At 61.2% G+C, this 24,060-nt stretch carries 24 protein-coding genes and 2 pseudogenes; 18 read left to right on the forward strand and 8 right to left on the reverse strand.

The genetic code is table 11. The features are described 5' to 3' along the window. Positions 1-114 precede the first annotated feature (114 nt). The 3 genes from ACI5GA_RS28705 to ACI5GA_RS28715 all read right to left on the reverse strand — a co-directional run bounded on the left by ACI5GA_RS28705 (position 115) and on the right by ACI5GA_RS28715 (position 3,517). Positions 115-837 carry an aspartate/glutamate racemase family protein gene (locus ACI5GA_RS28705; protein WP_421425356.1) on the reverse strand — a complete coding sequence of 241 codons (723 nt, stop codon included), beginning with the start codon at positions 835-837 and terminating at the stop codon, positions 115-117. Between the two features lie 23 nt (positions 838-860). Next, positions 861-2,369: an NCS1 family nucleobase:cation symporter-1 gene (locus tag ACI5GA_RS28710; protein ID WP_421425358.1), complete on the reverse strand. Its 1,509-nt coding sequence runs from the start codon at positions 2,367-2,369 to the stop codon at positions 861-863. 152 nt (positions 2,370-2,521) lie between these two features. Further along, positions 2,522-3,517, reverse strand: a complete 996-nt coding sequence (locus tag ACI5GA_RS28715; RefSeq protein WP_421425360.1) for an aldo/keto reductase — start codon at positions 3,515-3,517, stop codon at positions 2,522-2,524. Positions 3,518-3,689: 172 nt separating this feature from the next. On the opposite strand from ACI5GA_RS28715, the gene ACI5GA_RS28720 reads away from it, so the two are divergent. Beyond that, a complete protein-coding gene (locus ACI5GA_RS28720; protein ID WP_421425361.1) occupies positions 3,690-4,247 on the forward strand; it encodes an ATP-dependent Clp protease proteolytic subunit in 558 nt (185 codons plus the stop codon). 27 nt (positions 4,248-4,274) lie between these two features. Then, a complete protein-coding gene (locus ACI5GA_RS28725; RefSeq protein ID WP_404638083.1) occupies positions 4,275-4,418 on the forward strand; it encodes a hypothetical protein in 144 nt (47 codons plus the stop codon). Between the two features lie 72 nt (positions 4,419-4,490). Here ACI5GA_RS28725 and ACI5GA_RS28730 read toward each other — a convergent pair whose 3' ends face one another. From ACI5GA_RS28730 to ACI5GA_RS28750, 5 genes are all read right to left on the reverse strand, one after another. Further along, entirely contained in the window at positions 4,491-4,691 is a 201-nt protein-coding gene (locus tag ACI5GA_RS28730) for a general stress protein (protein WP_421425362.1), read from the reverse strand. A 241-nt stretch (positions 4,692-4,932) separates the two neighbouring features. Next, entirely contained in the window at positions 4,933-5,691 is a 759-nt protein-coding gene (locus ACI5GA_RS28735) for an endonuclease/exonuclease/phosphatase family protein (protein ID WP_421425559.1), read from the reverse strand. Between the two features lie 135 nt (positions 5,692-5,826). Then, positions 5,827-7,041: an MFS transporter gene (locus tag ACI5GA_RS28740; RefSeq protein ID WP_421425363.1), complete on the reverse strand. Its 1,215-nt coding sequence runs from the start codon at positions 7,039-7,041 to the stop codon at positions 5,827-5,829. 257 nt (positions 7,042-7,298) lie between these two features. Further along, complete coding sequence (locus tag ACI5GA_RS28745; RefSeq protein WP_421425365.1) at positions 7,299-8,885, reverse strand: ABC-F family ATPase; 1,587 nt, start codon at positions 8,883-8,885, stop codon at positions 7,299-7,301. Between the two features lie 318 nt (positions 8,886-9,203). Further along, complete coding sequence (locus ACI5GA_RS28750) at positions 9,204-9,896, reverse strand: YoaK family protein (protein ID WP_421425560.1); 693 nt, start codon at positions 9,894-9,896, stop codon at positions 9,204-9,206. A 320-nt stretch (positions 9,897-10,216) separates the two neighbouring features. Between ACI5GA_RS28750 and phnC the strand changes: the two genes are divergently transcribed. The 16 genes and pseudogenes from phnC (at position 10,217) to ACI5GA_RS28830 (ending at position 23,920) form a co-directional block, all read left to right on the forward strand. Continuing rightward, positions 10,217-11,050, forward strand: a complete 834-nt coding sequence (phnC, locus tag ACI5GA_RS28755; protein WP_404637577.1) for a phosphonate ABC transporter ATP-binding protein — start codon at positions 10,217-10,219, stop codon at positions 11,048-11,050. A gap of 64 nt (positions 11,051-11,114) precedes the next feature. Next, a pseudogene (gene phnD / locus ACI5GA_RS28760) lies at positions 11,115-12,119 on the forward strand (phosphonate ABC transporter substrate-binding protein). Between the two features lie 64 nt (positions 12,120-12,183). Next, positions 12,184-12,972, forward strand: a complete 789-nt coding sequence (phnE, locus tag ACI5GA_RS28765) for a phosphonate ABC transporter, permease protein PhnE (RefSeq protein ID WP_404637581.1) — start codon at positions 12,184-12,186, stop codon at positions 12,970-12,972. A 39-nt stretch (positions 12,973-13,011) separates the two neighbouring features. Beyond that, the gene (gene phnF, locus ACI5GA_RS28770; protein ID WP_404637583.1) at positions 13,012-13,746 is read left to right on the forward strand and encodes a phosphonate metabolism transcriptional regulator PhnF; all 735 of its coding nucleotides are present in this window, start codon (positions 13,012-13,014) and stop codon (positions 13,744-13,746) included. A 26-nt stretch (positions 13,747-13,772) separates the two neighbouring features. Continuing rightward, positions 13,773-14,228, forward strand: coding sequence for a phosphonate C-P lyase system protein PhnG (phnG, locus tag ACI5GA_RS28775; protein WP_404637585.1), 456 nt, complete (start codon positions 13,773-13,775; stop codon positions 14,226-14,228). After that, a complete protein-coding gene (gene phnH, locus ACI5GA_RS28780; RefSeq protein WP_404637587.1) occupies positions 14,228-14,872 on the forward strand; it encodes a phosphonate C-P lyase system protein PhnH in 645 nt (214 codons plus the stop codon). Before phnG ends, phnH begins: the two co-directional genes overlap by 1 nt. Further along, positions 14,872-15,957 (forward strand): carbon-phosphorus lyase complex subunit PhnI, encoded by a 1,086-nt coding sequence (locus ACI5GA_RS28785; RefSeq protein WP_421425366.1) that lies wholly within the window; start codon positions 14,872-14,874, stop codon positions 15,955-15,957. Before phnH ends, ACI5GA_RS28785 begins: the two co-directional genes overlap by 1 nt. Continuing rightward, positions 15,954-16,841: an alpha-D-ribose 1-methylphosphonate 5-phosphate C-P-lyase PhnJ gene (locus ACI5GA_RS28790; protein ID WP_404637591.1), complete on the forward strand. Its 888-nt coding sequence runs from the start codon at positions 15,954-15,956 to the stop codon at positions 16,839-16,841. The genes ACI5GA_RS28785 and ACI5GA_RS28790 overlap by 4 nt, the downstream gene beginning before the upstream one ends. Beyond that, positions 16,838-17,653: a phosphonate C-P lyase system protein PhnK gene (gene phnK, locus ACI5GA_RS28795; RefSeq protein ID WP_421425367.1), complete on the forward strand. Its 816-nt coding sequence runs from the start codon at positions 16,838-16,840 to the stop codon at positions 17,651-17,653. The genes ACI5GA_RS28790 and phnK overlap by 4 nt, the downstream gene beginning before the upstream one ends. Before the next feature lie 23 nt (positions 17,654-17,676). After that, on the forward strand, positions 17,677-18,393 hold the full coding sequence (phnL, locus tag ACI5GA_RS28800) for a phosphonate C-P lyase system protein PhnL (protein ID WP_421425368.1): 717 nt from the start codon (positions 17,677-17,679) through the stop codon (positions 18,391-18,393). Continuing rightward, a complete protein-coding gene (locus ACI5GA_RS28805) occupies positions 18,387-19,556 on the forward strand; it encodes an alpha-D-ribose 1-methylphosphonate 5-triphosphate diphosphatase (RefSeq protein ID WP_421425369.1) in 1,170 nt (389 codons plus the stop codon). The genes phnL and ACI5GA_RS28805 overlap by 7 nt, the downstream gene beginning before the upstream one ends. Further along, entirely contained in the window at positions 19,556-20,122 is a 567-nt protein-coding gene (phnN, locus tag ACI5GA_RS28810; RefSeq protein ID WP_404637599.1) for a phosphonate metabolism protein/1,5-bisphosphokinase (PRPP-forming) PhnN, read from the forward strand. The genes ACI5GA_RS28805 and phnN overlap by 1 nt, the downstream gene beginning before the upstream one ends. Beyond that, positions 20,113-20,862, forward strand: coding sequence for a phosphonate metabolism protein PhnP (gene phnP / locus ACI5GA_RS28815; RefSeq protein ID WP_421425371.1), 750 nt, complete (start codon positions 20,113-20,115; stop codon positions 20,860-20,862). The genes phnN and phnP overlap by 10 nt, the downstream gene beginning before the upstream one ends. A 343-nt stretch (positions 20,863-21,205) precedes the next feature. Next, positions 21,206-21,874 (forward strand): annotated as a pseudogene (locus ACI5GA_RS28820) (PDC sensor domain-containing protein); the annotation flags it as partial. Between the two features lie 417 nt (positions 21,875-22,291). Then, the gene (locus ACI5GA_RS28825) at positions 22,292-22,999 is read left to right on the forward strand and encodes a methyl-accepting chemotaxis protein (RefSeq protein WP_404638054.1); all 708 of its coding nucleotides are present in this window, start codon (positions 22,292-22,294) and stop codon (positions 22,997-22,999) included. Between the two features lie 99 nt (positions 23,000-23,098). Beyond that, entirely contained in the window at positions 23,099-23,920 is an 822-nt protein-coding gene (locus ACI5GA_RS28830) for an alpha/beta fold hydrolase (RefSeq protein ID WP_404637603.1), read from the forward strand. Positions 23,921-24,060: the final 140 nt, after the last annotated feature.

Below are 24,060 nucleotides of genomic sequence, written 5' to 3' on the forward strand. Positions count from 1 at the left end.
GCTTGACCTGTAGCAGTCCGGCTTGCCGGCGGCGACGATTTCAAGGACGCCACCGCCGGCAAGCCGGACTGCTACAGACCGAGCGTGGCTACGCGTGATCAGGGGCAGCGTGGGTCAGAGCTTGAACGGCCAACCCACCACCTTTTTAGAGCGCGGGGTCGCGTATGTGCGCACTTTGGAGGTCTTCAACCCCAGGCGCACCAGCGATTCGGCCAGCGCCACCGCCGCGGTCACGCCATCGACCACCGGCACCCCGGCGCGATCACGAATCAACTGGTCCAACCCCGCCATGCCGCCGCAGCCCAGGCAAATCACTTCGGCCTTGTCCTGCTTGACCGCCTCGACGGCCTGACCGGCAATCGCCTCCAGCGCGCGGTCCGGCATTTCCTCCAGTTCCAGCACGCTCATGCCGCTGGCCCGCACCGATGCACAACGCTCGTACACGCCCGCCAGCTTCAGCCGGTCTTCAATCAATGGCACGGCGCGGTCCAGCGTCGTCACCACCGAATATTTGTGGCCGAGCAACATCGCCAGGCTGGCTGCCGCTTCGGTGATGTCCACCACCGGCACGTCCAGCAACTCTTGCAAACCTTCGCGGCCATGTTCGCCGTAACCGGCCTGAATCACGGCGTCATAGGGCTGATCGTAGGACAGCACCCGGTCCATCACGGCAATCGCCGCCAGATAGCTTTCGAAGTTGCCTTCCACCGACTCGGCACCGAAACGCGGGGTCAGGCCGACGATTTCAGTGCCAGGCGACGCGACACTGCGCGCCTGCTCGGCGATGGTCTGGGTCATCGATTGGGTGGTGTTGACGTTGACGATCAAAATTCGCATGGGTGACGGTCTCTCGCTTGCGATCAATGCTGAACGGTGTTGACGGCAATGGCCTCGCCACTGACGTCTTTGAAGGTTTGGCGGCGGTCGGCCAGCAGCAGGTGCAAGGCGGCACCGATGGCTGCACCCATCAACCAGGAAAACGGCGATACCGACTCGAAGGCCGGTGCCAGGGCCGTGACCGTGGAAATCATCGCCGCCGGAATGAACGCGCCGACGGCCCGCGGGTTCACACCACGCCAGTAGTGATAGGCGCCTTCAGGGTCTTCGCTGTACAACTGCGGCACGTTGACCCGGCCCTTGCGCAGCAGCCAGTAGTCAGCGGTGATCACGCCATACAGCGGGCCGAGCAGGGCACCCAGGCCTGACAGAAAATACACGATCACCACCGGGCTGTTGTAGAGGTTCCACGGCAGGATCAGGACCGCGACGGTGGCGCTGAGCATCCCGGCACGGCGGAAGGTCAGGTAGCGCGGCGCCACGCTGCTGAGTACGAAGGCCGGGGCGACGAAGTTGGCCATGATGTTCACCGCCACCGTGACGATCAGAAAGGCCAGGCAACCCAGCACCAGAAAGAAGGTATTGGGGATGGTTTTGATGATATCGGTCGGGCTTTCGATGACCTGGCCGTTGATCGAGAACTGCGCGCCGCAGATGACCACGGTGATGAAGGCGAACAGCAGCACGTTGACCGGCAGGCCCCAGAAATTGCCCTTGCGGATGGTCTTTTTACACGGCGCCGAGCGAGAAAAATCACAGAAATTGAGAATCAACGTGCCGTAGATCGCCAGCCACAACGCGCTGCCCGCGAAGATGCTGCGCCACATGGACGCGCCCTCCAGCGGCGACTTTATCGACCAGGCAATCTGTCCATGGGACTGAATGAACATCCATGCGGCAAGGCTGGCCACGGTCACCAGAATCACAGGACCCGCAAACGCTTCATAGCGGCGGACCATCTCCATGCCATAGGCCAGAATCATGAACTGCACCAGCCAGATGGCGACGAAACACAACCAGCCCAAGGTCGACAGGCCCAGCCATGAATCATGGTCGTAATTGTCCAGCGCCGGTTCCAGTGCGGTGAGCAACACCCGCAGGACAACTGAGGCCAGGTAAGTCTGAATGCCGAACCAGGCGATGGCGATCACCGCGCGAATCAACGCCGGAATCTGCGCGCCGAAAATCCCGAAGCTGACCCGGCTGATCACCGGAAATGGCACCCCGGTCTTCTGGCCCATGTCGCCGGTCAGGTTCATGCACAGATACACCAGCGCGGCGCCGATGGCCAAGGACAACATGATCTGCCAACCGCCGAGGCCCAAGGCATAGAGGCCGATGGCGAAGGAGTAGTTGGCGAGATTGTGTACATCATTGGTCCATAAGGCAAAGATACTGTATCCACCCCAAGTGCGGCCTTCGCGCCTGCTTGGCGCCAGGTCATCGTTGTAAAGACGGGGGCTGAGTGCGGGATATTCAGCGGTGGAGGCACGGACAGCGAGGTCTGGATCGAGGGTGTTGTCAACTGGCATGTTCAACAATCTCCGGCGCTATTTGTATTTGTTTTTGTATACAGTGCAGCGGCAAGACTATCGGAAATGACAGTTGAGTCAATGTTTGGGTGACAGATGAAGCCCAGACCAAGCCACGCTCGCCCTCCGGGCAGAAACCGGGCCGAGGCAGGTCAAGCTTTTACGGGCACCGGTGCCTGCGCCGCAATGAACCCCTGATCACGCATGGCCTGCCAGAAGCCAACCGGTACCGATGCATTGAGCGCTGCAACGTCTTCGGCAATTCGCGACGGACGGCTGGCCCCTGGTATCACCGCCGCCACCAACGGGTTGGCCAGCACGAATTGCAATGCAGCGGCCTTGATGTCGACCTGATACTGCCGGGCGATTTCCTGAATGTGTGCGACCTTGTCCAGCATCGCCTGGGGCGCTTCCTGATATTCGAAGTGCTTGCCGCCCACCAACACCCCCGAGCTGTACGGCCCACCGACGACGAATTCAGCATTGTGCTCACGGGCTTTGTTGAACAAACGCTGCAACGGCTGATCGTGATCGAGCAATGAATAGCGCCCGGCCAAGAGAAAGCCGTCGGGTTGTGCTTCACTCAAATCCAGCGTCAATTCGCAAGGCTCGACACGGTTGACGCCCAGGCCCCAGGCCTTGATCACGCCTTCTTCGCGCAAACGAGTGAGGGTGCGAAATGCACCTTTGCGCGCGACGTTGAAATGTTCGATCCACTCGTCACCGTGAGCGTCCTGCGCGATGTCATGAACGAACACGATGTCCAGCCGATCGGTGTTCAGGCGCTCAAGGCTGGCCGCGATGGAACGTAGCGTTGCATCGGCGGAATAGTCGGTGAGGATCTTGTTCTTCAGGCCATCGGTGAACGGGCCGCTGCGGGGTTGGGAGTCCAGTTCATCGGAGACCAGCCGTCCGATCTTGGTGCTGAGGGTGTACTGATCCCGTGGTACATGGGCCAACGCCTTGCCCAGTCGTTGCTCGGACAGGCCTGAGCCATACAGCGGCGCGGTGTCGAAGTAGCGAATGCCCTGATTCCAAGCCGATTGCACGGTAGCGATGGCTTCCTCTTCGCTGATGTCGCGGAACATGTTGCCCAGTGGCGCGGCGCCGAAGCCGAGGCGGCCAATGATCTTGTCGTGCAGACTCATGAAAGTGTCCTGTCTGGCGTCATGGAAAACCGGCAATGGAGCTGTCCGGCATGGGGTAGAGATCGTTCAGTGAAGCAGGAGTTCGACTCAACCTGGGCGATGCAACTTTTCCCGAACGCGTGGCTTCCAATTTTTCAGAGCGCTTCAATCAACCGGAAAGGGAGGGAAGTCGATGAGCGAGCACATCGTCCATTTCCACTGTGGAGTCGATCAGACCAGTACCGAGCACTTTCGCGACCGCTGCCTGGAGGCCATCGGCAAGGGCGCGACGGGTCTTTTGCTCAACCTGTCGACGGCTGGGGGCAGCACGGCGTTGGGCTTTACCCTCTACAATTTTCTCAAGTCGTTGCACGTGCCGATTCGCGCGCTGAACAGCGGCAACATCGAGTCCATGGGCATCGTCATGTACCTGGCGGCCCAGGAGCGAATCGTCTGTCCGCATTCGCGATTCCTGATTCACCCGATGAGCTGGTACTTCAACCAGAGTTCGGTGGATCACTCACGCATCCGTGAATACCTGCGCAGCCTGGACAACGACCTGCAACGCTACGTGAACATTTACCTGAGTGAAACCGAGGGGGCGTCGCAGCCGCTGGACATCGGCCGCTGCCTGTCATCGGAAGAAAAAGTGATTCGCGCCGAAGACTCGATTGCCTGTGGTATCGCCCATCGTGTCGAGCAATTGAGGTTCGACGAACACGCCGTCCACTGGATGGTCAGCGGCAGCTGAATCTGCCCACTGTATGAGGAACCTGCCATGCACAGCCCACTGCACACCCCACCGCAGCCGTTGGACGACGAAGACGTGGAAGTGGACGTCGACAACGATCCCGGCAACGAAGACCCCGGTTCTCAGTTCGACCGCGATGCTACGGTGCCGCTGATCGATCCGGACGAGTGAACGGGTTCATTTCTTGACGATAAAAAAGAGCGAGAGCTTGCGCCCTCGCTCATTGCACTGATCAGCCATTGATCAGGATTTACGCCCTGCGCCGCCTTGTGGCATTGAGCCCCCTTTTTTGTTGGCGTCTGCGCGGTTGGCGTCGGTTGTTTTCTGCCGGTCGTTGGCGACATTGCTGCCACCCGAAGCCTGGCCGCCTTTTTTGCCTGCGTCGCTGGCTTTCTGGCGATCGTTGGCGAAATTGCCAGGGTTCGATTTTCCGGTATTAGCCATGATTACTTACCTCTTGTTATGAGAAAAGCGAGTCATGTGGCTCGCCCTTAATCGGATGGATCAAGCGGCGGTTGGTTTAAACAATCCGGGCATTACCGGACAGACGGATACAGTGGCAAAGCGCCTTTCGGCGTACGCAGATTCCTTTTCTGCAATTTGGCCTGCCGCTGGCAACGGTGCCCAGGACACTACCGTCAGCAAGCGGTGCTGCAACGGTGTACGTGTTTAACAAAGCGCGCCTTTACATATGCACTTCAACTGCCAACGGCAAATGGTCCGAAAGGTGCGTCCAAGGCCGAGTCCCAAGAATCTTCGGGTTGTGACTGGTGGCATTGCGCAGGTACACCCGGTCCAGACGCAATAGCGGAAACCGCGCCGGGTAGGTCTTGGCCAGCCGTCCGTGACTACGTTCGAACGCTTCATGCAAATAGGTGCAGCGCGCCAGACGTTTGTTGCCCTGTAACTGCCAGTCGTTGAAGTCTCCCGCGATCACCACTGGCGCCTGTTCAGGCAAGGAGTCGAGCAAGGCGCAAAGCAAGTCCAACTGCAACTGACGGTGGCTTTCCAGCAAGCTCAGATGGACACAAATCGCATGCACCTCATCGTGACCGGGCACTTGCAGGACGCAATGCAGCAGCCCACGGCGTTCGGGGCCGGTGATGGAGACGTCAAGGTTGCGGTATTGCAAGATCGGGTACTTGGACAGCAGGGCATTGCCATGGTGGCCATCCGGGTACACCGCGTTGCGCCCATAGGCAAAATCGCTCCACATGCTGTCGGCGAGAAATTCGTATTGAGAGGTCACTGGCCAGTTGTGGTAACGCTCGGCATGACGGTCGTGGCCGCCCAGCACTTCTTGCAAGAACACCAGATCCGCCCCCGTACTGCGCACGGCTTCACGCAGTTCCGGCAGAATGAAACGCCGGTTCAGCGCCGTGAACCCCTTGTGGGTGTTGACCGTGAGTACACGCAGCCGGTGGACATCGCGAGCCCCGGCCATGTCCGAGGGGGGAAAGCTTGCGCCAGCGGATTCGGAAGTCACGCGCTCGCTCCTGTTGCGAGGGAATGTGCTAGTTCCGACCGGTCTGCCTGACCGCAGTTCAGCTTTTTCTGCTCGCCGCTGACTAGCGTCGGCTCAGACCCGGGTGTCGACAGCCGGACGGCGTGACAGCAGCAACGTCAGGCCCAGGGCGAGGACGGACAGCAGCGCGGCGAAGAAGAAAATCCAGCCGTAGCCCATGCCCAGCGCAATGGCGCCCATCAAGGGGCCTGCGATGGCCAGCGCCAAATCGAAGAACACCGCATAAGCCCCAAGCCCCGCGCCACGGCTACTGTTGGGGACCTGTTTGATCGCTTCGACGCCGATGGCCGGGTACACCAGCGACAGACCGAAACCGGTCAGGCCCGCGCCGATCAAGGCCACGGTCGTGTTCGGCGACAGCCACAGCATGATCAGGCCGACGGTTTCCACCGACATGCAGGTGATGGCCGAGCGGAAACCGCCAAAGCGGGTGATCGCGCTGATAAAGAACAGCCGCGCCACGATGAAGCAGACGCCAAACACCGTCAGGCACCACGCTGCGCCTTCCCAGCCGCGGTTGACGTAATACAGGGTGATGAAGGTGGTCAGGGTGCCGTAGCCGATCGACGACAGGGTCAGGCCCAGCCCGTAAGGCGCAACCCGGCCGAACACCGACCAGAAGGCCATGCGCTCTCCCTTCACCACGGGAACGGGTGGCTTGTTGCGGATCAGCAACAAGGCGCCGCAGGCGAGCGCCGTGAGTACCAGTCCGAGGCTGACGAAGCCCAGTGCATTGACCATCAACACCCCCAGCGGCGCGCCGATGGCGATGGCGCCGTAGGACGCAATGCCGTTCCAGGAAATCGAGCGTGCCGTGTGCTCTGCGCCCACCTGACCAATGCACCAACTGATGGTGCCCACACCGATCAAGCCCTGAGAGCCGCCCAGGATCAGGCGCGCGATCACCAGAATCACCAGGCTGGCGCCCGCAGACCGCTCCAGCAGCACCGCCGCGACCGTCAGCACACCACTGAGCGCGATGCCCAGCAGCCCGTAGACGATGGCGCGTTTGGTGCCAATCGTGTCGCAGATCCGGCCCGCCACCGGGCGGCTCATCAGCGTTGCGAGGTATTGCGAGCCGATCACCAGTCCCGCGACTACCGCGCTGAACCCCAACTGGTTGTGCACGTAGCCGGGCATGACCGCAATCGGCAAGCCGATGCACAGGAAGGCGACAAACGTATAGAAAACGATGGAGACGATTTGCAGGGTGATCGCCATCGAACTGACGTTCTGGGCAGGCGTATGGGGCGGCAGGGCGGCAGACATGAGGACTCTTCGCTGGAGCGGTGGGAGTGCGTCATCATCGCCTGAGGCAAATTGAAAAGAAAGCAGGCTAACGATTTAAACTTGGCAAGGAACGCATGGGTGGTCCCGTCCCGGCTGATGCATGAGGAACATTGTGGGAGTGAGCTTGCTCACGATTGCTGAAGCGCAGTCACATTGATAGTGACTGACAAAACGCCATCGTGAGCAAGCTCACTCCCACAGGTTTTGAAGCGGGGAGCTACTGAAAAACAGCGTGATTAAAACACCACGCCCTGGCTACGCAGGTAGTCATCATAGGTGCCGCTGAAGTCGGTCACACCGTTCGCGCTCAGTTCGATGATGCGCGTGGCCAGCGACGACACGAACTCGCGGTCGTGGCTGACAAAGATCAGCGTGCCCGGGTAGTTTTCCAGCGCCAGGTTCAACGCTTCGATGGATTCCATGTCCAGGTGGTTGGTCGGTTCGTCCATCACCAGTACGTTCGGCTTTTGCAGAATCAGCTTGCCGAACAGCATGCGGCCTTGCTCACCACCGGAAATCACCTTCACCGACTTCTGGATTTCATCGTTGGAGAACAGCATGCGGCCCAGGGTGCCACGGATCATCTGCTCGCCTTGGGTCCACTGGCCCATCCAGTCGAACAGGGTGACGTCGTCTTCGAAATCGTGGGCATGGTCCTGAGCGTAGTAGCCCAGTTCCGCGCTTTCGGTCCATTTGACCGAACCGGCATCCGGGGTCAGTTCCCCCATCAGGGTGCGCAGCAGGGTGGTCTTGCCGATACCGTTCGGGCCGATGATCGCTACACGCTCGCCCGCTTCAACGGTGAAGCTGAAATTCTGGAACAGGGTCTTGCCGTCGAAGCCTTTGGACATCTTCTCGATGGTCACGGCCTGGCGGTGCAGCTTTTTGGTCTGCTCGAAGCGAATGAACGGGCTGACGCGGCTCGATGGCTTGACCTCGGCCAACTGGATCTTGTCGATCTGCTTGGCGCGGGAAGTGGCCTGCTTGGCTTTCGAGGCGTTGGCCGAGAAGCGGCTGACGAAGGTCTGCAGTTCGGCGATCTGGGCTTTCTTCTTGGCGTTGTCCGACAGCAGTTGCTCGCGGGACTGGGTCGCGGCGGTCATGTACTCGTCGTAGTTGCCTGGGAACAGGCGCAGCTCACCGTAGTCCAGGTCAGCCATGTGGGTGCACACGCTGTTCAGGAAGTGACGGTCGTGGGAAATGATGATCATGGTGCTGTTACGCGCCGTAAGAATCGTTTCCAGCCAGCGAATGGTGTTGATGTCCAGGTGGTTGGTCGGCTCGTCGAGCAGCAGCACTTCCGGGTCGGAGAACAGCGCCTGAGCCAGCAACACCCGCAGCTTCCAGCCTGGTGCGACTTCACTCATCGGTCCGAAATGCTGTTCCAGCGGAATGCCCAGACCCAGCAGCAGCTCACCGGCGCGGGATTCGGCGGTGTAGCCGTCCATTTCAGCGAACTCGGTCTCCAGCTCTGCCACGGCCATGCCGTCTTCTTCGGTCATTTCCGGCAGCGAGTAGATGCGGTCACGCTCGGCCTTGACCTTCCACAGCTCCTCGTGGCCCATGATCACGGTGTCGATCACGGTGAATTGCTCGTAGGCGAACTGGTCCTGGCGCAATTTACCCAGACGCACGTTCGGCTCCAGCATCACCTGGCCGCCCGACGGTTCCAGATCACCGCCCAGAATCTTCATGAAGGTCGACTTGCCACAGCCGTTGGCACCGATCAGACCATAACGGTTGCCGTTGTTGAATTTGACCGAAACGTTCTCGAACAGCGGCTTGGGGCCGAACTGCATGGTGATATTCGCGGTGGAGATCAAAGCGTTTACCTATCAATAACTTACGGAAAGCAAAAAGGTGGCCGGAGACCGGAACGATAGCGGCCGGAATTTTTTCAGCGCCCAAACGTCAACGGCAGCGTCTGCACGGAGTGTGCCGAGCTGCCGGGCGATGAGGGCGGGGGTCACCTTGGAATTTGCGCGCATTGTCGCACAGTCGCGACGGCAGTTGTATGGCGATGGATGGGTATTCGTCGTGGATGGTTCATATTCGGTCACCCAGGCACGGATTTGGCAGGTGACGACCAGGCCGCCTTGAAGGCGACCCAATCGTATATCGATGATGTGTGCCGTTGAGTCCTATTTCGGCATAAAACTCAGTTGCCAGCTCCGCGGGATAGCGGCTGACAACATGGCGAGCAGGAAGGTGGTGGCACCGCTGACGAGCATGGCTTTGATGCCCAGAGACTGGGCCAGCACACCGCCAAGAATGGCGCCTAGCAGCATTCCACCCCACGGTATGAGCTGAACCCGCCAACCATTGCGGCGCTCGCCTATTATCCAGCGTCCGAGGCCTCGACCAAATCTGGAGAGGGCGCCAGTGACGTAGGTGAGGCCGATCGGCAGCCCGTTCACTTCCTCCACCACAGCGTTGATCATGCCCATCGCGAGCACCGCCAACAAGAATGGGAATGCGCCAACATCCATCAGTCCGCAGAGGCAAAGCAATCCTCCAATCGCCATCAGCAGCGGCCAGGCGCGTCGCCTTGACATTCGAGCCGCGATCACCCCGACCGCATTGCCGAACACGAAAGCGGCGATGAGCATCCCGATGTGCACAACCAGCGCGCCGTTACCGCTGCCAGCAGCCACCGCCAATCGCGTGGTGTTACCACTCATGAACGATACAAAGTCGCCAGCGACCATGAAGCCGATCGCATCGGTCATGCCTGCGATGATTGAAAGGCTGGCAACGAAACACAGCCCAACGCGTCCGCGCATTTTGGCCATTCGCTTGGCTGCGTCGTTGAGGGTGATGGTTTCGGGAAGCACTGTAGCCTCGCGGACGTTGTCTGGGATGGCAGTCATATAGCGTGACTGGCGTCTTTATGGCAATTCCTCCGACATTTTCGTTGATGGGAGATTGCGCGCGTCGGATTGCTTTGGATGATCCTCCTCCCACTTGTCTAGCCAACAACCTCTCTACAGCGCCACCTTCATCGAAGTTGTCGACAAAATCCATGAAAAACCTGGCATCAAACGGTCAACAAACTGTTATGCGGTGGTCATCGCCGGTTCATTGAACTGCCATAGCGTCTCTCTAGTGTCACTGGCACTGAACGTCGCCCACAGACAGACAAGAGACGCCTTCCATGAACGCTGCTATCCACGTCGACCGCTTGAACAAGACATTCGCCCGCAAGACCGCTCTGGTTGATCTGGCGTTGTCTATACAACCCGGAGAAATGGTGGCGCTGATCGGCGCTTCCGGGTCGGGTAAATCCACGCTTTTACGCCATCTGGCCGGTCTCGCGTGCTGCGACCGCAGCAACGGCGGAAGTGTCCGCGTGCTGGGCCGCGAAGTGCAGGCTTCGGGCCGTCTCAACGGCAAAGTGCGCCGTCTGCGCGCCGACATCGGTTACATCTTTCAGCAATTCAATCTGGTCAATCGCCTGAGCGTACTGGACAACGTCCTGCTCGGTTGCCTGGGCCGCATGCCGCGCTGGCGTGGCAGCCTGGGCATGTTCAGCGCCAAAGAAAAGGCCCGTGCCATGGCCAATCTGGACCGCGTCGGGCTGGCGGATTTCGCTCAGCAACGCGCGTCCACCCTGTCGGGCGGCCAGCAGCAACGCGTCGCCATTGCCCGCGCCTTGACGCAACAGGCTGAAGTGATTCTGGCCGACGAACCCATCGCTTCACTGGACCCCGAGTCCGCACGCAAGGTCATGGAAATCCTTGCTGACATCAATCGCCGTGACGGCAAAACCGTGGTCGTGACCCTGCATCAAGTGGACTACGCCGTGCGCTATTGCCCACGCGCGGTGGCCTTGAAAGGCGGACGCATTCATTTCGACGGCCAGGGTGCCGACCTCAGCGGTCAGTTCCTCAACGACCTATACGGTGCCGATGCCGACGCCAGCCTGATGTTCGCCGACCAGGCCCGCAGCGCCGAGCGCCCGACGCGCTTGATGCTGGCTCAAGCCTGATCGAAATCCAACAACACACAACACACAACACACAACACCTCAACCCACGTACCAGGAGCATTTCATGTTGAACCGTATCGGTCGCGTGTTCGCGTCTGCCGCCGTCGTCGCAGGCTGCCTGATGGGCACCGCGCACGCTGATGAGACCACTATCAACTTCGGCATCATGTCCACCTAATCGTCCCAGAACCTGAAAAGCGTGTGGCAGCCGTTCCTCGACGACATGTCGAAAAAGACCGGCCTGAAAGTCAACGCCACTTTTGCCTCGGATTATGCGGGGCTGATTCAGGGCATGCGCTTCAACAAGGTCGATGTGGCGTGGCTCGGCAACAAGGCGGCAATGGAAGCGGTGGACCGTTCCGGTGGCGAGATCTTCGCCCAGACCGCTGCTGCCAACGGCGCGCCGGGTTACTGGAGCCTGATCATTGCGCGCAAGGACAGCCCGATCAATTCCATTGACGACATGTTCAAGCACGCCAAAGAGCTGACCTTCGGCAATGGCGACCCGAACTCCACCTCAGGCTATCTGGTGCCGGGTTACTACGTGTTCGCCAAGAACCACGTCGATGCCGCCACTGCGTTCAAGCGCACGTTGAACTCCAGCCATGAAGTCAACGCCCTCAGCGTCGCCAAAGGTCAACTGGACGTTGCCACCTTCAACACCGAAAGCATGGACCGCCTGGAGGTCACCCAGCCGGAAAGCGCGGCCAAGCTCAAAGTGATCTGGAAGTCGCCGATCATCCCGGCCGACCCGATGGTCTGGCGCAAGGGCCTGTCCGACGCAACCAAGAACACCATCCGCGAATTCTTCGCGACCTATGGCGACACCGAGGAAGAGAAGGGCGTGTTGAAGAACATGCAGATGGGCAAGTTCCTCAAGTCCTCGGATGACCAGTTGCTGACCATTCGCCAACTGGAACTGTTCAAGCAGAAGACCGAAACCACCGCCAGCACCAGCCTGAGCGCTGATGAAAAGGCCAGCCGCCTTAAAGAGATCGACGCCAGCCTGACGACGTTGCAGGACCGCATCTCGGAGCTGGAAAAGCAGGGCACCGCCAAGGCGGGCTAACCAGCAGGGCGCGACGTTGAGTCGTCGCGCCCGTCTCTCATGCACTCGATATCGAGATCCCCTGATGACCACACACGCTGTATACGCTGACGCGGTCGGCAAACGCACCTGGCCGCAATACCTGGGCTGGGGTCTGTTTCTGGCGATGATGGCCTGGGCCTGGCACGGCGCCGAGATGAACCCGCTGGCCCTGTACCGCGACTCCGGCAACATGGCGACCTTCGCCGCCGACTTCTTCCCGCCTGACTTCCACGAGTGGCGCGCCTACCTCAAGGAAATGCTTGTCACCGTCCACATCGCCCTGTGGGGCACCTTTCTGGCCATTGTCTGTTCGGTGCCGTTGGGTGTGCTGTGCGCGGAAAACATCACCCCATGGTGGGTTCACCACCCCTTGCGCCGCGTCATGGATGCGTTCCGCTCCATCAACGAAATGGTCTTCGCGATGCTGTTCGTGGTCGCGGTAGGGCTGGGTCCGTTTGCCGGTGTTCTGGCCCTGTGGATCAGCACCACCGGTGTGCTCGCCAAGCTGTTCGCGGAGGCGGTCGAAGCCATCGATCCGGGGCCGGTGGAAGGGGTGCGCGCCACCGGGGCCAGTGCCTTGCAGGAAGTGATCTTCGGGGTGATTCCGCAAGTCATGCCGCTGTGGATTTCCTACGCCTTGTACCGCTTCGAATCCAACGTGCGCTCGGCAACGGTGGTGGGGATGGTCGGCGCAGGCGGCATCGGTGTGATCCTCTGGGAAAACATCCGCGCCTTTCAGTTCACCCAGACCTGCTCGGTGCTGCTGGTGATCATCGTGGTGGTCAGTGTCATCGACATCTTTTCCCAGCGCCTGCGCAAGCAGTTCATCTAACGATTCTGACAGGAGAGGGTGCGAACCCTTTTTTTAGCCATGCAGTTGTCTAGACAATCCGAACGCCCGCAGCGGGAACCGCTGCAAAGAGAACCGAGGTATCGGGAACTCGCTGATACCTTGCGGCGCGAATTGAACCGCTACATCGCCGGAGAATTCTTGCCCGCCGAAACTCAACTGGCGGCCCGTTTCGACGTCAACCGCCACACCGTGCGCCGGGCTATCGATGAATTGGTGCGCGAAGGCAGCCTGCTGCGCCGCCAAGGTAAAGGCACGCAGGTGTTGGGGCGACCACTGCTGTACCCGGTGGCTGCTGAAAGCGCCTACAGCCAGTCGCTGTCTGCGTTGGGTCATGGCGTCGAGGCCGTACTTTTGCAGCGGCGTCAATGCGCGGCCACCCGTGAAGAAGCCAAGCATCTGGGCCTTGAAGAACATGCGCCGCTGATCGAACTGCAAACCCTGCGGCGTCTCGATGGCCTGCCGGTCAGCCTGATTCGTCACCGCTACTGCGCCAGCCACGCCGACCTGATGGCCGATTACGTCAGCGGATCAGTGCGCCAATACCTCAAGTCCCGTGATCTGACGCTGACTCGCGCGTTCAGCCTGGTCGGCGCTCGCCTGCCCAGCCGTGAGGAGGCGAGCGTGCTGCTGATGCCGCGCCATTTACCCGCGTTGACCGTGCTGACCCTATCCCGCGATGCGGACGGCCACCCGGTGGAGATTGCCCATTCCACCAGCCGTTCGGATCGCTTCCAGTACCAGATCATCACCTGACGGAGATGTCGCCCATGACGGACTCAATGACTGCTTCGATACCTCTTGAACTGACCGCTCGCCAGCACTGGATTGGCGTGTTGTCCCGTACCCGTCACGCCGAGTTGCTGGCCCATGAAGCCGCCCTGCGTGACGCCGACTACCAACTGATCCGCGCCCCGGAAGTCGGCATGACGCTGGTGCGCGGTCGCATGGGCGGCAGCGGCGCTGCCTTCAACGTCGGCGAAATGACGGTGACCCGTTGTGTGGTGCGCCTGGCGGATGGGCGCACCGGCTACAGCTACCTGGCCGGGCGCGACAAGGCGCACGCCGAACTCGCCGCACTGGCCGACGCCCATCTGCAAGGCCCGCAACAGGCTCACTGGATCGCTGAACTGATCGACCCCCTGGCGCAGGCTCAGGCTGTGCGCCGCTCCCGACAACAAGCCGAAACCGCCGCGACCAAAGTGGATTTCTTCACGCTGGTCAGAGGAGAAAACTGATGAGTACGACGCTCGCAACTGGCTCCCTTTTGCAGTCCTTTTTGCAGCCCGGGTTCGACGATCCGGTGCTGGACGCCCAGCGCAGCTTCCGCGCGGCCCTCAAAGCGCTGGCCGGGCCGGGCGTGGCCCAGAGCCTGTCGTCGGCGCAGATCCCGCCGCATCTGGAAGGGCTGGCGTCGGCCAGTCACGCCCTGTGCCTGGCGCTACTGGACGTCGACACCCCGCTGTGGCTGGCCCCGGCGTTCGACACCCAGGCGATTCGCGCCAACCTGACCTTTCACTGCGGTTGCCCGATTGTCAGTGATCGGCAGAACGCACGCTTCGCCTTGCTCGACGACAGCCAGTTGCATGACCTGAGCGGCTTCGATCTGGGCAACGACCGTTATCCCGACCAGTCCTGCACGCTGCTGGTGCAGCTGCCGAGCCTGCAAGGCGGGCGTCAACTGGCCTGGCAAGGGCCGGGGATCGAAAGCAAGAACCACGTCAGCCTGCCCTTGCAGGACGCGTTCTGGGCCGAGCGTGAATCGCGCAATGACTTTCCCCGAGGCATCGACGTGTTCTTTGTCGCGGGCAGCGAACTGATGGGCTTGCCGCGCAGCACCCAAGTGCTGTCCAACCCGCAGTCGTCCATGGGAGGTGCCTGATGTACGTTGCCGTCAAAGGGGGCGAGCAGGCCATCGACAACGCCCACAGACTCTTGGCCAAACAGCGTCGGGGTGACACCTCGGTGGCGGAGCTGGGCGTCGAGCAGATTCGTCAGCAATTGCCATTGGCTGTGGCTCGGGTGATGACCGAAGGTTCGCTGTTCGACGAAGAACTGGCTGCGTTGGCCATCAAGCAGTCGGCGGGGGATCTGGTGGAGGCGATCTTCTTGCTGCGCGCCTACCGCACCACATTGCCGCGCTTCAACGCCAGCCAGCCCATCGACACCTCGGCGATGCAGATCAGCCGTCGCTTGTCGGCCACCTTCAAGGATGTGCCGGGGGGCCAGTTGTTGGGTCCGACCTTCGATTACACCCACCGTTTGCTGGATTTCACCCTGCTGGCCGAAGGTGAGTTTCCGGGGCCGCAAACCCGGCCTGATGCCAACGTTGAGGCCTGCCCCCGGGTGTCCGGTCTGTTGGCCAAAGAAGGCTTGATCAAAGAGGAAGCAGACACGGACGCAGCGGTCGCCGACATCACCCGCGAACCGCTGGAGTACCCGGCCAGCCGTGCCGAGCGCCTGCAGGCGCTGGCCCGTGGCGATGAAGGTTTTCTGCTGGCGCTGGGCTACTCGACGCAACGGGGTTATGGCCGCAATCACCCCTTCGCCGGGGAAATTCGCGTGGGCGAGGTCGAGGTCTGGATCGAGCCGGAAGAGCTGGGCTTTCCAATCTGCATGGGCGCGATCGAGGTCACCGAGTGCGAAATGGTCAACCAGTTTGTCGGCTCGGCCACTGAACTGCCTCAGTTCACTCGGGGCTACGGCCTGACCTTTGGCCACGCCGAGCGCAAGGCCATGGCCATGGCGCTGGTGGATCGCTCGCTGCGCGCCGGGGAATACGCCGAAGAGGTGATCTCGCCCGCGCAGCAGGAAGAGTTCGTCCTGGCCCACTGCGACAACGTCGAAGCCTCGGGCTTTGTTTCCCATTTGAAGTTGCCGCACTACGTGGACTTCCAGTCCGAACTGGAACTGATCCGCAAGCTGCGCAAGCCTGCCAATACGCCTATCGAGGAGTCGGCCCAATGAATGCTGCTGCACAACCGCGTCGTCTGCCTCAAGAACCGCGGGACGAGGCGTACAACTTCGCCTATCTGGACGAGCAGACCAAACGCATGATTCGCCGTGGCCTGCTCAAAGCCGTGGCGATTCCGGGGTATCAGGTGCCGTTCGGCGGTCGGGAAATGCCGCTGCCCTATGGTTGGGGCACCGGCGGCATGCAACTGACCGCCGCGATTCTGGGCGCTGAAGACGTGCTCAAAGTCATCGATCAGGGCGCCGACGACACCACCAACGCGGTGTCGATCCGTCGATTCTTCGCCCGCACCGCTGGTGTTGAAACCACCGAGCGCACCCCAGAGGCGACGATCATCCAGACCCGCCACCGCATCCCGGAAACCCCGTTGCACGCCGACCAGATTCTGGTGTTTCAGGTGCCGATTCCCGAGCCGTTGCGCTTCATCGAGCCGTCGGAAACCGAGACTCGCACCATGCACGCGCTCAACGACTACGGGGTCATGCACGTCAAGCTCTACGAAGACATCGCCACCTTCGGCCACATCGCCACGGCCTATGCCTACCCGGTGACGGTGGATGAGCGTTACGTGATGGACCCGTCACCCATCCCCAAATTCGACAACCCGAAACTGGACATGAACCCGGCCCTGATGCTGTTTGGTGCCGGTCGTGAAAAACGCTTGTACGCAGTGCCGCCATTTACCCGCGTCACCAGCCTGGATTTCGAGGATCACCCCTTTGAAGTGCAGAAATGGGATCAGCATTGCGCCATTTGTGGCAGCCATGAGTCGTTCCTCGACGAACTGATTCTCGACGATCGGGGCACGCAACGCTTTGTGTGCTCGGACACTGATTACTGCGCCCAGCGCGTCAATGAGGGGAGGGACGCGCCATGATCGCGGCTCGGCAAGTTCAACCGCAGTGGGCTTCTGATCGCAGCCAGCCGCTGCTCAGGGTCAGTGGCCTGAGCAAACTGTATGGCCAGGAAAAGGGCTGTCAGGACGTCAGTTTCGAGCTGTATCCCGGCGAAGTGCTGGGCATCGTCGGCGAGTCCGGTTCGGGCAAGTCGACCCTGTTGTCGCTACTCAGTGGCCGTTGTCCGCCTGACGACGGACGTATCGATTACCGAAGCACTCACGGTCAGTGGCTCGACCTGTACAGCGCCAGCGAAGCCCAGCGCCGCACTTTGCTGCGCACCGAATGGGGCTTCGTCGAGCAGAATCCGCGTGACGGCTTGCGCATGGCGGTGTCGGCGGGGGCCAACATCGGCGAACGGCTGATGGCTCAAGGCGTGCGCAATTACTCGCAACTGCGCGCAGCGGGGCTGGACTGGCTGGAGCAGGTGGAGATCGATCCGGCACGCATCGACGACTTGCCACGAACGTTTTCCGGCGGCATGCAACAGCGCTTGCAGATCGCCCGCAACCTGGTGTCGGGTCCCCGGCTGGTGTTCATGGACGAACCCACCGGCGGCCTCGATGTGTCAGTGCAGGCGCGTTTGCTCGACCTGATGCGTGGCTTGGTGCGGGAGCTGGACCTGGCGGTGGTGATCGTCACCCATGACCTGGCCGTGGCCCGTTTGCTGGCGGACCGCCTGATGGTGATGCGTCGTTCCCGGGTGGTGGAAACCGGGCTGACCGATCAGGTCCTCGACGACCCGCAACACCCGTATTCGCAATTGCTGGTGTCGTCGGTGTTGCAACCATGACCGGACTTTCGCAAGGGGCTGACATGAACACGCTGATCGAGGTCCGTGACCTCTCGAAAACTTTCACCCTTCATCAACAGAACGGGGTGGTTCTCAATGTGCTGCGTGGCCTGAATTTCTCGGTGCGTGGCGGTGAGTGTCTGGTGTTGCACGGCCATTCGGGCGCGGGCAAAAGCACGTTGCTGCGCACGATTTACGGTAATTACCTGCCAGCGGGCGGCAGCATTCGAGTGCTGCATCAGGGCGATTGGTGGGAGCTGGTGGACGCTGAGCCTCGGGACGTGTTGGAGGTGCGCCAACAGACCCTGGGCTACGTCAGCCAGTTTCTGCGAGTCATTCCTCGGGTCGCCACGCTGGACGTGGTGATGGAGCCGGCGCTGGCTCGCGGCTGGGATCGCGAGGACGCCCAGGCACGCGCCGAGCACCTGTTGACCCGCCTCAATATTCCGCAGCGCTTGTGGCAACTGGCGCCGGGGACGTTCTCCGGCGGCGAGCAACAGCGGGTCAACATCGCCCGCGGCTTCATGGTGCCGTGGCCGGTGATGCTGCTGGACGAACCCACCGCGTCGCTGGATGACAGTAATCGCCAAGTGGTGTTGGAACTGATCAACGAGGCCAAACATACGGGTGTCGCGCTGATCGGCATCTTCCACGACCGGCTGGCCCGGGAAACGGTGTCGGACCGCGTGCTGGACATGACCCCCCTTGAACTGACTGCGAAGGAACAGATGGCATGCTGAACGAACAGATCCTGACCAACGCCCGCATTGTCACTGCTGATGAGGTGTTTACTGGCACCGTTGTTTTGCGCGACGGCCTGATCAGCGACGTGCAGCCGGGCATCAGTCACGTACCTCAAGCGCAGAGTCTCGACGGTGATTTCCTGCTGCCGGGGTTGGTCGAGCTGCACACCGATAATCTGGAAAAACACCTCAGTCCGCGCCCCGGCGTGGACTGGCCGTCGGCTTCGGCAGTGATGAGCCACGACGCGCAGATCATCGCCGCAGGCATCACCACGGTGTTCGACGCTTTGTCCATCGGCGACGTCAACCCCAAGGGCAAACGCATGCAGCAGTTGCCGGGCATGGTCGAAGCGATCGCCAAGGCCAATGCCGCCGACATGACCCGCGCCGAACACCGCCTGCACCTGCGCTGCGAAGTCTGCCACCCGGACACCCTCAGCGTATTCCGCGATCTGGTGGAGCAGCCACTGGTGCAATTGGTCTCGACCATGGACCATTCGCCGGGCCAGCGTCAGTTCGCCCTGGAATCGAAGTATCGCGAGTACTACATGGGCAAGTACCACTTGAGCAGCGAGCAAATGGACGCATTCATCGTCGAGCAGGTCGCCAACTCGAAGATCTACAGTGACCGCTACCGCAAAGCCATCGTCGACATGTGCCTGAATCGCGGCTTGTCGGTGGCCAGCCACGACGACGCGACGGTCGAGCACGTGGAAGAGTCGGCGGGTTACGGCATGACCATCGCCGAATTTCCGACCACCCTGGAAGCGGCGCAGGCCTGCCGTCGTCTGGACATGAGCGTGCTGATGGGGGCGCCGAACATCGTTCGTGGCGGTTCGCACTCGGGGAACATCGCGGCGGCGACCCTTGCTAAAGAAGGGCTACTGGATATTCTGTCCAGCGATTATTATCCGGCCAGTCTGCTGCAGGCAGCGTTCACGTTAGGCAAGCAACTGGACGAGCAGCCTGATCAGCAGACGCCGAGTGTCGGGCTGGCGAAGGCGATGACCACCGTGAGTCTGGCCCCGGCGCGTTCGGCAGGGTTGCACGACCGGGGTGAAATCCGCGTCGGTCTGCGCGGCGATCTGATTCACGCCCGTGCCGTGGACAACCTGCCGGTGATCCGGCAGGTCTGGCGAGAAGCGAAGAGGGTTTTCTGATGGCAGGCAGGTTGATCTATCTCATCGGACCGTCCGGTTCGGGCAAGGACAGCCTGCTGGATGCCGCGCGCGAACCGATGGCCGCTCGCGGCGGTCGGATCGTGCGGCGGGTCATCACCCGTTCGGCGGAAGCCAAGGGCGAGGCTGCGCAGGCGGTCAGCGCCGAACGGTTCGCGGACATGCAAGCTCAGGGTGCGTTTGCCTTGAGCTGGTTTGCCAACGGCCTGCATTACGGGATTCCAGTCGAGATCGATCAATGGCTTGCTGAGGGGCATGACGTGCTGATCAACGGTTCACGCGGTCATCTGCCACAGGCGCGGGCGCGCTATCCCGACCTGTTGGTGGTGCTGCTGAGTGTCGATCAGGTGGTCCTGCGGGAGCGCCTGCTGGCACGAGGTCGGGAGTCCGCCGAAGAGATCGAGGCGCGGCTGTCGCGCAATGCGCAGTTTGCGGACGACCTGCTTTCGAACGACCCTTCCATTCTGCTGCTGGACAACTCCGGTGCGCTGGATCAGACCGTCGGGCGCCTGCTACAACGCATTGATCGGGAGCACGCATGCGCCTGACCTTGCTCGGTACTGGAGATGCAAGGCAGGTACCGGTCTATGGCTGCCGATGCCCGGCGTGCGAAGCAGCGCACAACGATCCATCTCTGCGCCGACGACCGTGCTCGGCACTGGTCGAACTGGGGGACCAGCGCTGGTTGATCGACAGCGGCCTGCCGGACCTTACTGAACGTTTCCCGCCCCATAGCCTCAGCGGCATTCTCCAGACTCACTACCACGCCGACCACGCCCAAGGCTTGCTGCACTTGCGCTGGGGGCAGGGGCTGGTGATCCCGGTGCACGGCCCGGCAGACCCCGAGGGGTTGTCGGATTTGTACAAACACCCGGGGATTCTCGATTTCAGCCAGCCGTTCAGCGCGTTCGAAACCCGCGTGTTTGGCGAGTTGAGTGTCACCGCGTTGCCGCTGCTGCATTCGAAGCCGACGTTGGGTTATCTGCTGCGAGGTGGCGGACGTTGCGTCGCTTACCTCACTGACACCGTGGGCCTGCCAGACGACACCACCGCGTTTTTGCAGCGACAAGCGTTGGATGTGTTGATCCTCGACTGCTCGATGCCCCCGCAGCCGCAGGCGCCTCGCAATCACAATGATCTGAGTCTGGCGTTGCAAATCATCGACACCTTGAAGCCGGCAAAAGGCGTGCTGAGCCATGTTGGGCACACGCTGGATGCGTGGTGGATCGGGCATGCGGCAGACCTGCCAGAACACGTCGTGGCCGCTAAAGACGGCATGGGCGTGTAACGCTGGGTTTACACCCGCGACGCTGTGCATGACCGCTGGTCGGTGGAGGCGTCAAACACGGGGTTTACGTTCAACTTTCTGCACACGTGGCCGTAGCAAAGGTACCACCACCTTTCTTTGGAGCTTCACCATGCCTTTGATTCCCAGCCGTATTGCAGGGCGAATGACCTTGGGAATCCTGATATTGCTGATCCTCACCGCCGTGGCGATTTTTGCGGTGATGACCCTGGGCGGCAAACCGCAGTTGGTGGACGCCGGCACCGAAGCGGCCGAACAATCTGCCAGTGCCATCACCCGGCAACTGGCGTTGCCCTTGAGCCGTATTGAAGGCACCGCAGCGTCGATGGCGTTGCTGGCCGAATCCCTCCCTCATGATGAAGCGCTGTTCATGAGCAATTTCCCCGGCCTGATCGACAGTCAGGGCGATACCGCCATCGCCGGTGGCGGCGTGTGGCCTGAGCCCAACGCCTTTACGCCGGGCACCGAGCGACGCAGTTTTTTCTGGGCGCGTAACGCCAGCAATCGACTGGAATTTTCCAACGAATACAACGATGGCAAAACCCCGCCGTATCAGGCCGAGTCCTGGTACACCGGCGCCAAATCCTCTGCGCCGGGGCATTGTGTCTGGTCCGATGCCTATCAGGATCCGGTCAGCGGTGTGGCGATGACCACTTGCAGCGTGTCGTATCGGGCAAAGGGCGCGTTTGCGGGCGTCGCGACCATCGACTTGAAACTCGACGGCCTGGCCGCCTTTCTCAAAGACAAGGGCGGTGTGACCGATGGCTATGCGTTTGCGGTCGATCCGTCGGGCAACCTGCTGTACTTTCCCGACGCCAAAGGTGCCAAGGGATTGCTGACCGTGGAGGGGCTGACTCAGCAACAGCCTTGGTTCAAGTCGGTCGCAGAGCGTCTGGCGGGCAAACTGCCGTCGATCTCTACTTTGCGTCTGGAGCGTGACGGGCGGCTCGACGGCCCGGCCTATGTGACACTGGCGACGATGGAGGGCACCGGCTGGCGCATCGGCCTGGTGACGCCGGAGGCGCGAGTGGTCGGCCTGGCCAATCGTCTGACCGGGCAGATTCTGTTGTTTCTGCTGCCGCTTCTGGGCGTGTTGTTGGGGCTGGCGTGGTTGGCGGGCAGGCGCTTGTTAGCGCAATTGGACGAAACCACTGCGCAGATCGAAAGCCTTGGACGGGGCGGGCACAGCGAAGCGCAACTGGCCATCGTGCGGGCGGACGAAATCGGTGCATTGCGTGGATCGGTGAACCGCTATGCCGGGTCGCTGCGTGAGATGTTGCAGCGCATCGCGCAGGAGTCGGTGTCGCTGGAACGTCAGGCCAACGATCTGGCGCAACTGTCCCACGGGCTGGCCGAGCGAGCCGAAGCCCAGCGTCAGGACAATACTTTGCTGGCTACCGCCATTACCGAAATGTCGGCAAGTGCCAACGAAGTGGCCCACAACACCACCGACTGTTCAGACACGGCGCGCCGCTCACTGGGCGAGGCGCAGAAGAGTCAGGATCAGGTGAACAGCAACAGCCAGTTCATTGAAACCCTGGCCACCGACATTTCCGGTGCCGCGACAGCGATCACTCAGCTCGGCGATGACATCGAGCGAGTGGGCGGTGTGCTGGAGGTGATCAAGTCGATTTCCCAACAGACCAACTTGTTGGCGCTTAACGCAGCTATCGAAGCGGCCCGTGCCGGAGAGCAAGGCCGTGGCTTCGCCGTGGTCGCTGACGAAGTCCGAACGCTGGCAGGCCGGACCCAATCATCGGCCAACGAGATTCAGGAAATGATTGCCCAGTTGCGCCACGCCTCGACGTCAGCTGTTTCGACCATGCAGGCCGGCGCCGAGCGGACCCGGGAATCGGTGCAACAGGCGGTCTCGGTGGCGGCGACGCTGGGGACGACCGTTTACAGCTTCGACGACATCGTGCAGCGCGCCCATCAGATTGCCGTGGCCGCGCAGGAACAGAGCCATGTCACCCATGAGATCAACGAGTTGGCCGTGCGTATTCATGCGTCCAGCGAGCAGGGCGCGCGCGACGCGAGCACCTTGCGTGAGCTGGGTAAGGGGATGCAGTCGATCTCGACAAGGCTGGGAGCGTTGAGCCGTGGAGAGCGTCAGGCCTGATAAGTCTGTCTCCATGAAACCAGCACATATCTACAAGGCACATCCGAAAACCGAGTCTACGCTCAATCTTCCCTGCACACTTCCCGAGGATTGCGGCACATGTCTATCTTGACCCTGAAAGACGGCACCGAGTTTTTCTACAAAGACTGGGGCACCGGTCAGCCCATCGTGTTCTCCCACGGCTGGCCACTGGATGGCGATGCCTGGGATGCGCAGATGCTGTATCTGGGCCAGAAAGGCTACCGCGTGATCGCCCATGACCGTCGCGGCCATGGCCGTTCCGGCCAGACCTGGGATGGCAACGACATGGACACCTACGCCGATGACCTCGCGCAGTTGTTCGAAGCGCTGGATTTGAAAGACGCGATCATGATCGGTCACTCCACCGGCGGTGGCGAAGTGGCGCGTTACATTGGCCGTCATGGCTCGTCCCGTGTGGCCAAGGCCGTACTGATTGGCGCCGTGCCGCCGATCATGCTGAAGACCGCTGCCAACCCGGAAGGCCTGCCGATGGATGTGTTCGACGGCATTCGCGCAGGTTTCACGGCTGACCGCTCGCAGTTCTTCAAGGACCTCGCGGTGCCGTTCTTCGGTTTCAACCGTGAGGGCGTAAAGGTTTCTCAAGGGGCCATCGATTCGTTCTGGTCCATCGGCATGCTCGGCAGCGTCAAGGGCGAGTTCGACTGCATCAAGGCCTTCTCGGAAACCGACTTCACCGAAGACCTGAAAAAGATCGATGTGCCGACCTTGATCCTGCACGGTGATGACGACCAGATTGTGCCGCTGGTGGCCTCGGGCGAGAAGAGCCACAAACTGGTGAAAGGCTCGACTTTGCACATCGTCAAAGGCGGCTCCCACGGCATGTGCACTGTTCAGGCCGCCGAGATCAACGAAATCCTGCTGGGCTTCATCAAGGGGTGATTCATTGCCGCAGACCCCGTAATAGCGCACGAGCATCGCGAGGCCGCGATCTGGCGCGAAGCGGCAGTAAACGCTGAGAACGCGGTTCGTCAGCTGATGCCGTGTTGTGCGTGTTACGACTGCTGCGCAGCCGATCGCGG

Origin of the sequence: Pseudomonas sp. Pseu.R1, from assembly GCF_045764065.1 — a bacterium.
Classification (GTDB): Bacteria; Pseudomonadota; Gammaproteobacteria; order Pseudomonadales; family Pseudomonadaceae; genus Aquipseudomonas.